Source organism: Halorussus rarus (assembly GCF_003369835.1).
GTDB classification, from domain to species: domain Archaea; phylum Halobacteriota; class Halobacteria; order Halobacteriales; family Haladaptataceae; genus Halorussus; species Halorussus rarus.
In genome coordinates, this window is the sequence record NZ_QPMJ01000002.1 from 924,945 (window position 1) to 940,324 (window position 15,380).

At 52.9% G+C, this 15,380-nt stretch carries 10 protein-coding genes; 5 read left to right on the forward strand and 5 right to left on the reverse strand.

Annotated elements, in window-relative coordinates; translation table 11 throughout:
* Nucleotides 1-48 precede the first annotated feature (48 nt).
* Nucleotides 49-432 (reverse strand): hypothetical protein, encoded by a 384-nt coding sequence (locus DVR07_RS12865; RefSeq protein ID WP_115797684.1) that lies wholly within the window; start codon nucleotides 430-432, stop codon nucleotides 49-51.
* Between the two features lie 419 nt (nucleotides 433-851).
* Here DVR07_RS12865 and DVR07_RS12870 point away from each other — a divergent pair, with 419 nt between their 5' ends.
* On the forward strand, nucleotides 852-1,148 hold the full coding sequence (locus tag DVR07_RS12870; protein WP_115797685.1) for a hypothetical protein: 297 nt from the start codon (nucleotides 852-854) through the stop codon (nucleotides 1,146-1,148).
* A 180-nt stretch (nucleotides 1,149-1,328) separates the two neighbouring features.
* On the opposite strand, the gene DVR07_RS21655 is transcribed toward DVR07_RS12870, so the two are convergent.
* From DVR07_RS21655 to DVR07_RS12880, 3 genes are all read right to left on the reverse strand, one after another.
* Complete coding sequence (locus DVR07_RS21655) at nucleotides 1,329-1,913, reverse strand: hypothetical protein (RefSeq protein ID WP_162829554.1); 585 nt, start codon at nucleotides 1,911-1,913, stop codon at nucleotides 1,329-1,331.
* 390 nt (nucleotides 1,914-2,303) lie between these two features.
* Nucleotides 2,304-4,982: a DUF1156 domain-containing protein gene (locus DVR07_RS12875; RefSeq protein WP_115797686.1), complete on the reverse strand. Its 2,679-nt coding sequence runs from the start codon at nucleotides 4,980-4,982 to the stop codon at nucleotides 2,304-2,306.
* 144 nt (nucleotides 4,983-5,126) lie between these two features.
* A complete protein-coding gene (locus DVR07_RS12880; RefSeq protein WP_115797687.1) occupies nucleotides 5,127-6,230 on the reverse strand; it encodes a hypothetical protein in 1,104 nt (367 codons plus the stop codon).
* Between the two features lie 234 nt (nucleotides 6,231-6,464).
* On the opposite strand from DVR07_RS12880, the gene DVR07_RS12885 reads away from it, so the two are divergent.
* Nucleotides 6,465-7,691 carry an ATP-binding protein gene (locus DVR07_RS12885; protein WP_115797688.1) on the forward strand — a complete coding sequence of 409 codons (1,227 nt, stop codon included), beginning with the start codon at nucleotides 6,465-6,467 and terminating at the stop codon, nucleotides 7,689-7,691.
* Complete coding sequence (locus DVR07_RS21660) at nucleotides 7,660-8,934, forward strand: DUF6414 family protein (protein WP_162829555.1); 1,275 nt, start codon at nucleotides 7,660-7,662, stop codon at nucleotides 8,932-8,934. The genes DVR07_RS12885 and DVR07_RS21660 overlap by 32 nt, the downstream gene beginning before the upstream one ends.
* A 161-nt stretch (nucleotides 8,935-9,095) precedes the next feature.
* Here the strand turns inward: DVR07_RS21660 and DVR07_RS12890 are convergent, their stop codons facing one another.
* Nucleotides 9,096-12,302, reverse strand: a complete 3,207-nt coding sequence (locus tag DVR07_RS12890; protein WP_115797689.1) for a DUF499 domain-containing protein — start codon at nucleotides 12,300-12,302, stop codon at nucleotides 9,096-9,098.
* Nucleotides 12,303-12,445: 143 nt separating this feature from the next.
* On the opposite strand from DVR07_RS12890, the gene DVR07_RS12895 reads away from it, so the two are divergent.
* Both DVR07_RS12895 and DVR07_RS12900 read left to right on the forward strand, forming a co-directional pair.
* The gene (locus tag DVR07_RS12895) at nucleotides 12,446-14,200 is read left to right on the forward strand and encodes a DEAD/DEAH box helicase (RefSeq protein ID WP_115797690.1); all 1,755 of its coding nucleotides are present in this window, start codon (nucleotides 12,446-12,448) and stop codon (nucleotides 14,198-14,200) included.
* Nucleotides 14,193-15,359 (forward strand): hypothetical protein, encoded by a 1,167-nt coding sequence (locus DVR07_RS12900; RefSeq protein ID WP_115797691.1) that lies wholly within the window; start codon nucleotides 14,193-14,195, stop codon nucleotides 15,357-15,359. The genes DVR07_RS12895 and DVR07_RS12900 overlap by 8 nt, the downstream gene beginning before the upstream one ends.
* Nucleotides 15,360-15,380: the final 21 nt, after the last annotated feature.

The following is a 15,380-nucleotide window of genomic DNA, read 5'->3' on the forward strand; positions in this document are numbered from 1 at the left end:
CGGGCAGTTTCTTCAGAGAGTCTACTGGTTCCTTGGTTCAGGTTTTGGTCAGAACGGTGCGACGAGCCACTTGCCATCTTCTTTCCGTTCAAGTTGAGGGCCGAAAACCTGCTGGAGAGAGTGAAGTTCACCCTCGTACCGAAGGTCGTACGTTTTCCCACTACGATGGAACGAACCTTCGACGACAAACTGTACTGTCGGACTCTGGTACTCTAAATCGTTTGCGCGTTGGTCCATCTCGCGGGCCAACTCATTCGCCAGATCCTCATCCGCCAAGGCATCTGCGAGACCAACAACACTCACACTATCTGGAACATCGTCTTCTTGGAGCCGCTGTACAAACTCTTCCACAGGAATCTGATGCTCGAAGGTCTCATACGCACCTTCGATAACGAGATTGTAGCGTCCGGGTATCTGTCCGGGACCTGCCATTACGCATACAACGTCTCCGAAGGGACAAAAATGGATACGGTACCGTAGTTCCCAGTAGTTGCTAACGGGTTTTTCTATATTCAGATAGGTGTCTAAAGCTCAAACAACTGCGTTGAGAAGTAAATCTGCGTGCTGTGGTATTCGATACCAAAGGTGAGAACAGCGGGTGGGGGCCTGGAAGATGCCACGAAAGCACTATCTCGGTGTAGTCCTGCTAATTTTGAGCAGACATGACTAGTCTTAGGTCATCGGGTTCCACAGTACCCCATCAGTTGGCGACGATGTCACGTCGCGTTCTAAGCCCACACATCTAAACCTGGTTGAGTGGAGCGCAACTCTACCCCGTCTAAACGTAGAGCGGCCCGATGGTATACCGGGGGCTGAGCTTTATACGTGGCAGCAGGGTATAACGACATGTAATGGGAACAGCGAGCACATCTGACCGCATCGACCAGCAAACCCGGGATGACATCTACTCATTCTATACGGAACACCTCCAGGAGATCAGTGAGAAGTACGATGTCGCGTACGAGACTGAAGACATCGTCGTGATTACTGGTGCGAACGCTGAAATCAACGCTATCGCTGATTACTACGATGTCACGTACTCCGCAGTATGCAGTTTAATGCGCGAAGAATACCCCGAGCATCTCGGACGCAGTCTAAACACCTCGATAGAATACGGCACGCCACTCGTCATCCTCAAAACCGCGTAACAGGCGATATCCTCTCAAGTAACCCTGTTGAAACCCTAGTGGCCAGACACTTTTCCCCCAACAGGTAATTGAATAAATATACAATAGGGGCGTAGAGAGGTCTAAGGTGTTCTCAATCTACGATACGAACTGGACAGAAAGTGAAGCCGACGCGATCTTCTAAGAATATTCAGTCAGAAATCAGGTCGTCCACATCAGCTGGTCGGATTCATCAGGTTTCGGTATCTCTGGATCTGAGTCAGCAAAACTCGACAAGAACGTCTGTTTCTTGCTTCTTGGAGGAAGCACCGCGGAATCATTAATCATGATCTCTGTTGCTGGTGCAACTGTCGGATCAATCTCCTGCAACAGTCGGTAGGCATGTGGCGTAGTGAGTACCATCATACATTCACCACAGATCAACTCCGGATCTGACTCATCGAGATGAATCTGATATCTGGCGGATCCGTCACACCAACGGCACTCTGGTCTTCCGCGTTTTAATCGTTCTATCAGTTCCTCTGACCTCATCCACCGTTTGGCGATCTCTTTCAGTTGGCTATGTTCTCTTCTCTCCAAGTTGATTGTCAAACTTTGGCGATGGAGAGTGTTGCGTAGGTGTTGCAACCACGGACTCACCTGAGAGATATCGTCGCTCTGAGATTGGAACTCAATCTTATCATCTATATCATGTAGGATTTCCTGTCGTTCTTCCCATGTGATCGAGATTGTACTGAATGCCTCTATCTCTTCTACGATCAGGACTCTACGCTCCGTTGCTGCCACCAGCACCACCTCTCATTATATAGGAACTCACTGGTCGAACTCTTCGTGGTTGGTGGATGGTTTCGGTAGACAGCCACCGAACCAGATTTTGAATCATCGGGTCGGGATGTTTCATCGCTATCATACTCCGGAATAGGTGGAGTAACCAGGTAGGTAAAAACCTCTGCCCCCGGAACACCGTGATATCGATCCCATAGAGGCTATACGGCCAATATTCGGATTGAGAGTCGGGGCAGCAGACTCACAGCACGACCATATCGCCGACTCACCTTAGACAGACCGTAGGGAGATGGGCTACCGCAAGCAACGGGGGCACTCTCAGTGAGGGTCTCGAAATGGATTATCGAAAATCGCCACCGGGAGTTGTCTTCGCGTCCATCTTCGGGGTTCCTATTCGCCGTAGCTCGTGATGTCTCGATCCCCGAGTACGCGCGTGTACGTGTCGTCGCCGGTCACGTCGGCGAGCCGACCGGCGAGTTCGCGTAGGTCATCATCGACGTCCCACTTTTCGACGTAGTTCTGGACCGCCTGTCCCTTCTCGTAGCGATACCGCAGGAACTGGAGCTTATCGAGGTTCGAGAGGTGTTCGCCGCCGTCGCCGTTGACGCGTTCCTGGATGTACGCCTGGCGCTTCTCGTTGTCCCACGTGCCGAGTTCGAAGCCGTCGTCCTGGTTGTATAGGTGCGTCTCCTTGAGATCTTCCGGGGCAGCGTTCGTCCCACGGCAGAGCTTGTTGACGTCGTCGAAGGAGGGGTTTGACGTGTCGAGCAGGTCGATGAACACGTCTTCGACGCCGATGTCGCTGGCCTCCTGGATGATGCCGTAGATCTCCTGAACGACCTCCTTCGCGCTCATGATCTCTCCGTCGCGCTGTACCTTTCCGTGGTGCTTGGAGTACTCACGGAAACATGCGCCCATCTCCATCACACCGATGTCACCGCGCGAGAGGTCACGGTTTTCTTCGAGTTGCTTGCGGGTGCGCCGGGCCGTGCGGTAGATGTCGCGGCGAAGGGAGTTCCACGAGGCGGGTTCGGTGTCGTCAATAGGGCGGGCAACGACGACGATGTCGAAGGAGACCGCTTCACCTTCTATGAATTTATTGATGTCTGCGGTGATCGGGTACGTGGCAGTCACCTCGAAACCGACGTTACACAGCGATTCGAGGAGTTCCCCCCAGGATTCGGAGTCGCTGTGATGATAGGTGAACGTGAGCGTTCCATCGTCCTTGAGCGCTCGCTTGACGACGGAGAACGCCTGTCCCAGTTCGGATTCGAAGTCCTCTGCCGTCTTCTCTAGGTACGGGTTCGTTACGATGGACTCTGAGCGTGGCGTTTTATCTTGGGTAAATTCAGGGTACACGTCTTCGAGAAGTACCTTCTGCCAGACATAGAAGTAGTCGGCAACCTCGGAGTAAATGATGTTATCGTAGTATGGAGGATCAGTGATAACCGCGTCAAACTCGTTCTCGTAGTCGAGTTGGCGCATATCTCCTTGGTGGATTTCAGCAGATTCTCCAATAGATTGTGAGAACTCTGGCGTCTCCACAGACTCACCATCTTCTACGTAGCGTTCGGTGGGTGAATTGGCATATTCAACGCCTGTCTTCACCATGTCAAACATCGCACTAAACGTTCCACTCCCCCACTTCGCACCCCAGACGTTGTTTTCAACTGGATAGGTCGGTGGCGTGAAAGAGTTATTCCGGAAGAAGTCCCCAATTTTATTATATGTAGTATTATAGGATACCATCTTATTCGTATATCGCAGAGATTCAGAAGCCGCTAAAAGAAGGTATTCAGAGATATTCTGATCGTCCACAGATTCGATTGAGCGTAGGAGCTTAGCAAGCGACAATAGCTGGCGTTCTGTGAACATATCTCGCCAAGTCTCATAGCCGTGTTGGAACACGTCATTACCACTGATAGACGAAGCCGCAGTTATCGCTCCCTCTGGTATCTTCTCATCGGGAACGTATTCATAGAGTTCTTCGCTCTCCTCCCACTCATTCTTTGCTTCCTCAAAAAGCTCAATGTCGTAGCTTTCCGCCTGCTTGTACCCTTTGTATGCGCTCTTGTCTTCACCTGCGTTATCGCAATGTTCGCAGTAATACTCCAGAGCATAGAGGCGCAAATCAGGTGGGCCCTGCTCTTGAATCGCATCTGTAATCGCGTACTTCTGGCCACAGTCAGGGCAGTTGTACTTCCCACCGCGCGAGACGTTCCCTTCCTTCGGAACGAACCCGTGTCCACAGTCGTTACAGACACTCTCTGACTGCCAGTCGTCTACTAGAGTGACCGAGCCACAGTCCGGGCAAAGAACGTTGTACTGGTCGTCGTTCTCGTAGCGCCCTGCAGCGACGCGATAGTCCTTGAACAGTGGAACCGTGTGCCCACACGAGACGCAGTCCAACTCCTTCACCCAGAAGTTGTACATCACGTCTGCGTCGTGATCGCCGTTCGGGCATTGCGTCTTGTAGTACTGCGTGATTTCGTCGGCGACGTCTTCCTTCACCTGCTCGAAGGCCTCTTCGAGCTCTTCGACATCAGTCTGGCCCGCTTCGAGTTCCTTCTTCGTGACGAACCACGCGACAGGGTTCAGGTCGTTGCCGACTACCTCTGCGCCAAAGCGAGAAGCCTCCACGAGCGACGTGCCGCCACCCATGAACGGGTCGAGAATCTTCTTGTCCTCAACGCGAACGTCCTTTGGGTAGAGCTCCCAGAGGCTCTCCGGATCAGTCATGTCCACGCGTTCGAGCAGTGAGGCGATGTCAAGATCGGACTCGCCGTCGGCATCGTCGCCATAGTCCGCAAGCGTGCCGCCTTCGTGGCCCGGCTCATACACCGAGACCTTCTCCGGATCGTCCAGCAGCGTGTAGAGCGAGATTGCGCGGAAGACACAGCCCAGACGTCGCGCCCACCACTTGTGCATCGTGTAGATCGGGCGATAGTACATCTTCGCCCGGCCCTCCTTCTCGGCGATCTCGTTGACGCGCTCGATGGGGAACCCGCGTTCGATGGGGAGTTCGGTCCGCTCCTGCCGGCCCTGTGAAGATCCAGATTGTTCCGACATTATTCAGTATGTAGAAGCGATACGCCACGAGCCACATAAGTGTGCGTTCTTTCCACCAATAAGCAGCTCCAGCGAGCACTCGACCCCCTGTTCGCCAACACTGCCAATATCCATATATAGCGGCTGAGAGATGGATGAAAGCGATTAGAACGAAAGCTCAAAATGGTCCGTGTCGGGGTCAGTGGAAGTCATCTCGTAGTCGGGTACTGCGGTACAGTACTCCAGCATCTCTGGAAAGAGGTGTGCAAACGAGATGGCGAGGGAGTGTGTTACCGAATTAGCCGATGCATCGGTGTACTCCGCTGCGAACCCAGAAATTGCGTCACTATCGAATCGCCCCGAATCTCCGTTACCCGGTGCAACGGTGAAGTCAGCAATTTTCCCGTCAGAGATTGCTACAGCAATCTTCTCGGTAGTGGATGTCATGACCGCAAGTTCGATGTCTACTGAAGTCTGGTAGTGGCGAAGATCCTGAACGCGGAAGGATAGAATATTCTCCATCGAAAGATGATCTTCATCGTATATTGCTGTGAGTATCGGCTGATTCGGATCGTCAGTCGAATCTACAACAGAATCCTCCTGAATTGTCACCGAGGAGACTGTCCACGGATGGGCGGCGTGCGAGTCAAGAAGTAGCTCGTGATCTGGAGTCTGAAGCAGATCAACCAAATGGTCGTATGGAGACTTTCCGAAACCTTCCCCATCAAGGTGCTCGTCACACGCCTTCCGATCCGCTTCATCCATTACTGCGGAAGGAAGCCACTGCTGGATCCGTCGCTTCGTCTCCCTCGTGAAATCCTCTGAAACGGTACTGAAATCCACCGGGGGAGTTCGTTCAAACAATTCCTGCAAGTCGAAGTCGGAATCCGCTTCCGACTGTGTACTAACTTCGATGCGGTCTGCCAACTGTTCAAGATCTTCAGCATACTCGCCAGTATATGAATCGACGTATTGCTGAATACGTTCGACATCCTCCTGTGCGAGAACTGGTGCCGACTCTCCCGTTGGTTTAGAAGCGTCCGAGCGAGAAATGCCACTCTCCCCCGTCCAGTGGAGGTCCAGTTCGTATAGTGCCCAGACGAGTTGGTCCGGAATCTGATCACCGGCAGTGTAACCAGTGGATTGGTAAAAATCCGCAATCTCATCAGGGGTCTGAAGTGGGATAGGGTGATCAGCCCCCGGTATAGAGATATGCACGTAGTAACCCTCTTTCTCGTATCCCGATGAGTATTCCTTGAAAACAGCCATATATCAGATAACCTACCGTCCGCCTCTTCAATCTGGTGTGTTAGCCATACCTGACCCCCGATCAGAATGCTCGGTGGAGTGTTCGGCCATTGATGATGCCGATGCAACCTCAAAGATGTCTCTCGGAAGGGGCCACAGTACGCCAGTCACCCTTCCAAGAGGAATTTAGAGAAGTACAAGGAACTGTTATCACGTTCGAGTGTCAGTTGGCTGTATACAGACTCTGAGGGCACGATGGTTGATAATCTAATTCTCACTGTGAAGGATGTCGTTGAAGATGGAAACGAACTGGTTGTCGCATTTGGCAATCAGAACACAATTCTGGTGTACAATGACACAGGGGAAGAACTATCTCCCGGAGCAACGGTGCGGCTTGATGAAGACCAGATTAATGCAGTAGAGGTGATCCAGCCAGATGGATCCGATTCGGGAAACTTAGTCGGTGTCGTCAAGCGAATATCTTCTGAGAGAATAATTGTTCAGACAGAGAATACACACCTCAGCGTGTTGTATCCCGATGAATTGGATCTAAGTGTTGAGGACACTGTTGAGTTGGATTCTACTTCTGGAAGAATACTAGGTAAGATTGAGGATATTGATCCACCCACGTTTGATTCTTCGAACGAAATCTCCGATTTAAGTCGCTACCGAACAGAGAATCCGGACAATTCTTTCGACGATATTGGAGGGTTAGAGACCATCAAGGAGCGAGTTAAAGAGGTGGTCGAATTACCATTGAGCAAAAGCGACGAGTTTAGCGAAATCGGAGCAGATCCACCAACCGGTGTTCTATTCCACGGTCAACCAGGAACAGGTAAGACGCTGTTCGCAAGGGCTGTTGCTGATAGTCTGGAAGACGGAACGTTCTATAATATAAATGGCCCAGAAGTGCTTAGCAGATGGTACGGAGAAAGTGAACGAGAAATTCGGCGGATATTTGAGGATGCTAGTCAGAGAATTGGGCCATCAATAATTTTCATTGACGAAATAGAAAGCATTGCCTCTTCGCGGGAGGGGGCAAGGGAGGTCAACCGTCGAATTGTAACTCAACTGTTGACGGTGATGGATGGGTTCGATGAATTCGAAGATGTAATTGTTATCGCTGCGACAAACCGTCCGGAGGATATTGATCAGGCATTACGCCGTCCGGGTAGATTCGACCGTGAAGTAGAATTCCCTTCTGAGTTACCGATGGAGGACCGGGTTGATATATTAGAAACCGTCTCAGAGCAAGAGGAAATGAATGTCGCAGATTCAGTTGACTTTACCGGAATTGCAGAGGAAACCGAAGAATGGACCGGTGCTGAATTAAAGCGGCTATTGAATGATGCAGCAGTATCGGGTGTAAAGGACAGCCGAACAACGATTATACCAGAAGATTTGGCACTAGCGTTAAGGCGGATCGAGCGATCACGGCGTGGGAAGAAAAATGAATCCGGAGGTGGGGAAAACAATGCCTGATATGCCAATGTGGGTCCCCTCTTTCTTGAAATCAGAGGACGAAGATGAAGATGAGTTGCCTCTGCGTGAGTTCATATATCTTGACGAGGTGAGTGTAGTTAGCTTGTTAGCCTCGTTGACGCGGGAAGTGACGGAAGCTCGCACAGATATCGATATGACAGAGAACCGAAAGCGATGGCGGTTTCGACTGAAAGCCGCTCTTTCACATCTCCCGGTTGTTGGGGGCGGAAGTGCGAGCCGTGAGACAGTGAGTGTCGATAGAGATACTGAAGAAGTTGTTCGTCGGTCTCAGATCGAGTCTAAATTCGATGAATTATATGCCGAAACATCTCCCCATCTCCAGTTGACTGAGAAGGATACTAAATCAGGCTTTCCCGCGTCTAATCTCTCTAAAGGAGGTCTCTTGGAGGTAGATGTCGAATTTTCTGGTCATGAGTTATTTCACTACTACAAAGCATTCCAGTATCTGATTGATGTTGCTGAAGACGCTGAATACGAGTTTGATGATCAAGAGAAGCAGGCTATCGAGTTGATGGGCTCACTTTTTGGAGATCAAATTCCCGTCGTTGGTGAATTAGAGAATTATGTATTGGTTGACGGTGCGATTCAAGAGAAAGATGAGAACGTAGATGTTGAAGATGCGGAAAGTATCTGGATTGCTGGTACTCTAGACCCAGAGATGCTTTGGCAAGAGCCTAGCCAATTCTTATATGAGGAAAACAAGTTTACAGCGTACGTTAGAGTGTCAGAAGCGCAGATCCAGAAGGACTGGGATCCAATTAAGCTGACTCGTGTTATCAAGAGTATCTCGAAGCCGATTGGGAATCAATTAAGTTCCGTTATTGATGCTGCATTTTCACAAGCAAAAGAGGAGTTCGATACTTCCGAGTTAGAAGAAGATGATCCAGATAGTATCGTAACGGACCATCATAACGAATATTTTGACTACATTGAGGAAGATGGAAATCTGAGTCTGTCTTCAGATCGCCGTGAAGAGTTACTGGTCACCGCATACAGTGAAACAACAATACAACCGGATGAGTCGGAGTATGAACTTGAAACCCGGTTGCTAAGGGAGCTAACTCAAGTTGTGGAGGACGAGGAAGACGTGGACTTAGACCATGACACACTTGCTCAGCGAAGATCCGGAATAGTCGATAACGAGGAAAGTGTTACAGATTCCGACTCAAACACGTCCAAACGAAATTATCTTGAGGTGAGTTTTGTTGCAGTTTACTGGTGAGGGTGATCTGAGTGACTTTGGTCACCTCCCACAAGGGAAACCTCAGCCAGCACTAATCTGGGGACTGTCCTGTAGGATATGCTAGATGAGACAGACAGTAACGAAATCGTCGTCGAAGCCTTAGTCAGAAACGCCGACGCCGACCAGTAGAAGAAGCGGAGTTACTTCTGGAAGGTGATCTCGATCTTCAGGCTTGACGCCTCCTCGGGCATCCGCTCGAACAGGTCTTGGACCTTCGTGTAGTCCTGTCCGGATCGCAGCGTCAGGCTGACTTGCGTCCGCTCGACGTCGGCGGTCCCCTGAAGAGCGCCGGGAACACCCTCCCGGTCTGGTAACATGAATGTGACGTCGCCGTAATCGACACTTCCTGTCTGGTGGTTATTCCGCCACTTGCTCCGCATCGCGGCAACGTCGTCGCCGTTGTACTCGAAGCGCCACGTGGGAATCTCTGTGTCTGCCTTCCGGAACGGGTACCCAGGGACCCAGTCGGAGGCTTTCTCCGAACCGGTCGTGTTGACGACGTACTCGGGCTCTTCGTCCTTCCCGATGTTCTCCAGCAGGTACGTCCGCACCATATACTCGGTAACACTGCTGTCGAACCGATCTGTGACCTTGTTCACCGTGAACTGGTCTCCGGGTTCCAGATCCTCGATGTACTCCAGGATCTGGTCGCCGATCCGCTCGGGAACGGTCGGAACGATCTTTACCGTCGTCGGGTCACGGTCTCCCAGCGATCCGAGGTAACGACCGCCAGCTTCCAAGACGTAGTCGTCTACGAGGAATTCGTTAACCGCCTCGCGGGCGACGGACTCGGTCTCGTCCGGCGGCAGAAACATCGACTCCTCGGCACGGATTTCGCCGATGATCGTGTCGAGGTTCGCGTAACCGTCGTCGTCGATGTGCGTCTCGATGCGGTCTACGAGAGACGATGCACCGACGACCTCCGCACCGCCGACGTCGCGGACCGTCGCGTCGGATTGGGGCTTATCGAGGATCTCGTTCCCTTTGACGATGACGTACTGCTCCTCACGAGCGAGCCGACCGATGGCCCGCATCACGACGTCGTGGCTGTCGCCGTCGATCCAGATCTCGCCGTCTTCGACGAGTTCCAGTTCGAAGTCACCGATATCGAGGGCGGTCGTTCCGCTCCCGAACCGCTGACGCAGTTCCTGCTCGACATCATCGACACCCCACACGTCCACGTCGTCTTGCTGGACGAGGACGGTGTCCAGCGAACTCCCGGAGAGATCATCGCGGAACCCTCCAGTGTCACGGGCGAGCACCGGTTTGTCCGAGAGCGCTTTGACAGTCGCATTTAGGACGTCGTTCGCACTGCCAGGGATCGGAAGGTCCGGGTCGCGGAGGAACTGCTCGTAGATATCTTCTACCGAGATCTCTCCGCGACGTTCTAAGAGATCTTCAGCGATCTCCCAGACGTGCGACTGGAGGTCGAATGGATCTGCGGACGCTGAGTCCGCGATGTTCGAGGCATTCAGCTCTGCCTCGTCGTGAACGTACACGTCAAGTTCCATTGGCGTCATCTGCTCCCAGTCGTTGAGCAGATCGTTCCCGTCAAGCACCTCACCGTACAGGAGTTGGAGTTCTTCACGGAGTTCATTCTCCTCCTGCTCCCGCATTCCCTGGATCGACGTCCGAATTTCGTCATCGAGGGATTCGTCGGCGAGTACCTGCCGTGCGCCCTCGATGTACCGCGCCTTATCGATGTACCGTGTCCCCGACTCGATGGCTTTGTCGCCCGAGGGTTGGACGAACACGAGCGTGTTACGCCACTCCCGGCCACGCCCGTCGTTCGTGATGACCTTCTCGACTTCCTCGTTCGTCCACTGGTCGTCCTTCACGACGACCTTGACCTCGCGGTCGTCCGGGATGTCCTGCATATCGTTCGTCCGGAATCCGACCGGATGCGCGTTCGACCCGAAAATATCGGTGATGAAGTCCGCGACTTCAGCCTTCGCCGACGTCTCGGAGACGTCCACGGCCGCGTTCCGGATGAGCGCGTTCGGGTTCTGCCGGTCGCGGATCGCGTACTTCCCGTTCAGCTTGTGGAGATGCCACGCGACACCGTGGAGACGTTCGAGATTGAGGACAACGTCGGAGACAAGATCGCCAGTCTGGTAGGCACCCATGACGATCTCCGAGACCTCCGCGCCCTCGCCCTCGCTCGGCTTCAGCGAGTACAGGAGGATCGTGTTCAGAATACGTCGGCCGTGGGGAACATCGTCTTCATCGATGCGGCTTTTGATGTCGCCCGTCGCCGCGTTCAACCGCTCGTAGTTGATCTTCGCCAGCTCGTCCTCAAACTCGATAGCGTCGATATCACCGTGCGTGATCAGATCCGTCTGATCCTGCATCTCCAAGAGAACCTTCGAGAAGAGGTAGATCATCCCCCGCGTGTTCTGGTTATCTTCGTCAGCGTAGTACCGCGTCTCAAGCGCGTCCAAAAGCACGGGATGGAACGGATACAGATCGTGCATCTCCGACAGCAGATCATCGGGAATGGAGACGTGATCCGACTGGTCGTACGCGTCGTAGTACCCATTGACGATTTCGCGGGCGGCGTTCTCGTTCACTGAATCGATCAGGCGGTGACGCAGGACCTCGCGTTTGTCCACCTGATTATTCATGTTGACCTCGACCGCCTGTTCCCGGTTCAGGATGTCGTGGACCTCGGAGCCCTCACGGAGGACAGAGACGATAGTGTATAGTTCGAGATCGGAGAGCGCCGTCGATTCGAGGAGCGACTGGAGGAAGGCTTTGTTCGCACTTTTCCGGTCGCCCTGGAGTGTATCGAACCAGTCCTCCAGTTCGTCCACGAAGAACGCGACCGTGTCGTCGCCGACGGCCTCCTGAATCGTCTGCATATCGGGATACCCGCCCGAACTGAACGTTCCAGGATCGTAATCGAGCGCCTCGAAGAACGGTTCCCAGAGATACTCATACTGCTCGTTCTGCATAGCGACTGTGACCGGCGTCGCCGACTCGGGAAGTGCCGTGTCGAAGCCTTCGACCGAGTCGCTTGCCCACGTACCTGCTGCGTCGGGGTCGTCGAAGCAGTGGTACAGCGCCACCATCTGGTGGGACTTCCCACTGCCGTACGGACCGTAGAGGATGTGCGTCCCACGCGGGTCATCGCCCGTGAGCGAATCACGGAGAATCGAAAGCGCCTCACGGAGCCCCTGGGTCATCAGGGTTCGCTCGAAGAAGAGTTCCGCGTCTGACTCGAACTCGTCATCGTCATCCACGTTGTAGAGCTTCACCTGGCCATCGATCTGCCCCTCTTCCCGAAGCTCACGGCTGAGAGTTACCGTGTCTTCGAGGGTGTTCGACAAGGATCCTGTCTGTGCCATCTTGATACTTAAACACACCTCTTGGACACCCAATAAACACTATGGTCCTGCGAACTTCCTCGCTTCTCAGGACCAATCAGACGTGCTCGCCTGCTTCGGTCGGTCACAAAACGTATTTCACGCGAACCTGTCTCTACGAGACTATGGGAAGTTACGACCTCGTTGATGTTGAGGTCACACACGAGTCTGCGGACGATTTTCTCGATTCATTGTCTGAGGATGGTGCAGAGGAGGATCATTTACAGAGCATCCAAGCTGTTCGTCTCCAAGCGGGCCAGCCGGACTCCGAACTTCGCTCGCTGAAAGAGTTGGACGAAAACTCCGTCAAGCTACTGGAACATCAGGTGGATGCAGCCTATCGGGCTCTCTTCGAAATGGACGGGAAGGCCCTTCTCGCTGACGAGGTCGGGCTCGGGAAGACCATCGAAGTTGGGATGATTCTCAAGGAGATGCACTTTCGAGAGACGGACGAGTCAGTCCTCATCCTCACGCCTGCGCAGCTGGCGAAACAGTGGCAGGCTGAACTCCGGGAGAAGTTCGGCCTTGAATTCGTCTGCAACTACGACGATGAATTCGAGGACTTCGACGCGCATGACTACATCATTGCGAGCATCGACACCGCGAAGAGTGAGAGGCACCGCCAGACGGTTCTCGACCGTGACTGGGACGTTCTGGTTCTTGACGAGGCGCACTACGTCAAGAACGAAGAGACGGATCGATACGACTTGATCGACCGACTTTCGTATAATTACGCGTTCTTCCTCACGGCGACGCCGATCCAGAATGAACTGACGGACCTGTATAACGTCGTCTCGCTTCTCCGTCCCGGACTGTTCGGCACACGCGACGTCTTCCACCAGTACTTCGTGAACAGCAATCAGGAGACGTTGGTGAACCGGGACGAGCTACAGGACCGGTTGAACAAGGTGATGATTCGGAACCGGCGAGAGGATACGGATATCGACTTCACGGACCGAACCATCGATACACGGACATTCGATCCGACTCCGAAGGAACGTGAACTCTACCAGGCAGTCTCTGACTACGTCAAGGGTGCCTACAGCCAGGATCAGGGTCAGAAGCTCGTGTTGATGCTCCTTCAGAAGGAAGTCGTTAGCAGTCCCGTAGCGCTCAAGGAAACAATCGAGAAACGACTCTATGAGCAGTCTGAACTCACCCACGCGGACGAACTAGAGTCAATTCTGGATCTGATCGAAGAGATTGATACAGTAACGAAACAGGAGCGCCTTCTGGATATCGTCGAAGAAGCTCGTGACACCGTCGAAATGGGGCGTGTGATCGTCTTCACCCAGTTTCGGGCGACTCAACGCCAAGTACTTGATCGCCTCGCCTCAGAAGGGTATACCGTCCACGCGTTCCACGGTGGACACTCCAGTAGTGAAAAGGAACAGATCGTGGAGGACTTCGAGGAAGAAGGTGGAATCCTTGTTTCAACCGATGCAATGAGTGAAGGTCGCAACCTTCAATTTTGTAACATAATGGTGAACCTGGATTTACCGTGGAATCCAATGCGCGTCGAACAGCGAATTGGACGTGTTCACCGGATCGGACAGAAACGAAACGTCTTCATTTTCAACATGGCGCTAAAGGACACTGTTGAAGAATACGTACTGGAGCGGCTCTACCACAAAATCGACCTGTTCCAACAGAGCGTGGGCGAGCTAAGTTCAATTTTGAGTCGGTTAGAAGAGTCCGGTACGAGCTTTGAAGATCAGATTTTCGACCGACTGGTTAATGCTGGTTCAGAGGTCGATCTGGAGAACGATTTCGATGCGATGGCCGTTGATCTGCAGGAACAACGTGAACTTGCGGATAAACTGGAGGAGTTCAACAACGGAGTCTTCGAAGGATTCGACCTGGGGGAAAGCGATGACTGAGGCAGCACTCGCGGTCACGCAGTCTCTCGTTGAGAGATTCACCGAGAACTACTTGGAGTCACTCGGTGGCACCATTGAGAAACGAGGGGACACCTGGGAAGTTACGATACCAGACAATGAGGATACGGAATTGCCGGCGGGAAGCCTATCGTTGCTTTGTGGCGCAGACAGAGACGAAGATGCTACTGGAGAGTCTCTTCATCCAGAGAGTGAGTTTTTTCAGCGGATTCTCAGAGAGGCAACTGAGCGTCACCCTACCGGGAAACTATCGATAGAAGCCGATCAGGATGACGTGGAAATCCCACAGTGGATCAAAGAAGGCGACGTCGAAGCCAGGGAGGCACAGTTCACTCCGTATTACGACCGCACAGCGATTGTGGTCCTCTTCGAGGTGAGTATCGAAACCGTCAGTGAGTACCAACAAGAGCTCCTTCGCGCCATCGCTATCGACCATCGCTCGGAACAGAGACTTCCAGCGTTGGAAGAGACGTTCCTTCATATGACGTCGATAACCACGAACGGCTCTCCCACTACCACGCAATCGTCATTGGCGGAGACAGACGCACGATCACTGCTTAACACAGCCCAGGATCAGCTGATGAAGGGCATCCAGAACGAGATTGAGGAGGTCCATAATGAGGCATCCAGAGCAGCGGACGCAGAGGTCGAAGAGTACCGCCAACTGCAACAACAACGGATCCAAGAGCTGGAGGAGGAACGTTCTAAGCTGTCCTCAAAGATCGATGAGCTGAGTGAAGCGATCAATGGCAGTGATCAGGACGATCGCGTGGCGAGACTGAAGAAGCGGAAAGAGGCAAAATCTGAGTATGAAGAGGTCGATTCGGAATTGAGTACTCTGCACGAACGACGAGACCAGGGGTTTCCCCAGAAGCAGGAAGAGATACGAAAGCGGCATGCGTTGGATATTCGGGTGACTCCCCTCACGGTAACACAGGTAGAGTACGAACGGGGAGAGATCGATATCGAACTGGCTGAGCAAGGAGTTTCCCGAACGGTGACGCTCGGATATGGGAGCGGGATCGGAACTATGGACACCGTCCAGTGTTCTTCATGTGATAGTGTGTTGAGCGTAGATAACCCTCTGAAGACGATCAAAGGCTCGCTTCAATGCAGAGCCTGCAGTTCTTCTAACGACTAGAGTAGGTACAGCAAAAATAAT

Excerpts from the sequence above, each read along its gene's own strand:
- DVR07_RS12880 (WP_115797687.1), bottom strand. The coding sequence starts at position 6,230 with ATGGCTGTTTTCAAGGAATACTCATCGGGATACGAGAAAGAGGGTTAC.
- DVR07_RS12885 (WP_115797688.1), top strand. The coding sequence starts at position 6,465 with ATGGTTGATAATCTAATTCTCACTGTGAAGGATGTCGTTGAAGATGGA.
- DVR07_RS21660 (WP_162829555.1), top strand. The coding sequence starts at position 7,660 with ATGAATCCGGAGGTGGGGAAAACAATGCCTGATATGCCAATGTGGGTC.
- DVR07_RS12895 (WP_115797690.1), top strand. The coding sequence starts at position 12,446 with ATGGGAAGTTACGACCTCGTTGATGTTGAGGTCACACACGAGTCTGCG.
- DVR07_RS12875 (WP_115797686.1), bottom strand. The coding sequence starts at position 4,982 with ATGTCGGAACAATCTGGATCTTCACAGGGCCGGCAGGAGCGGACCGAA.
- DVR07_RS12900 (WP_115797691.1), top strand. The coding sequence starts at position 14,193 with ATGACTGAGGCAGCACTCGCGGTCACGCAGTCTCTCGTTGAGAGATTC.
- DVR07_RS12890 (WP_115797689.1), bottom strand. The coding sequence starts at position 12,302 with ATGGCACAGACAGGATCCTTGTCGAACACCCTCGAAGACACGGTAACT.
- DVR07_RS12865 (WP_115797684.1), bottom strand. The coding sequence starts at position 432 with ATGGCAGGTCCCGGACAGATACCCGGACGCTACAATCTCGTTATCGAA.
- DVR07_RS12870 (WP_115797685.1), top strand. The coding sequence starts at position 852 with ATGGGAACAGCGAGCACATCTGACCGCATCGACCAGCAAACCCGGGAT.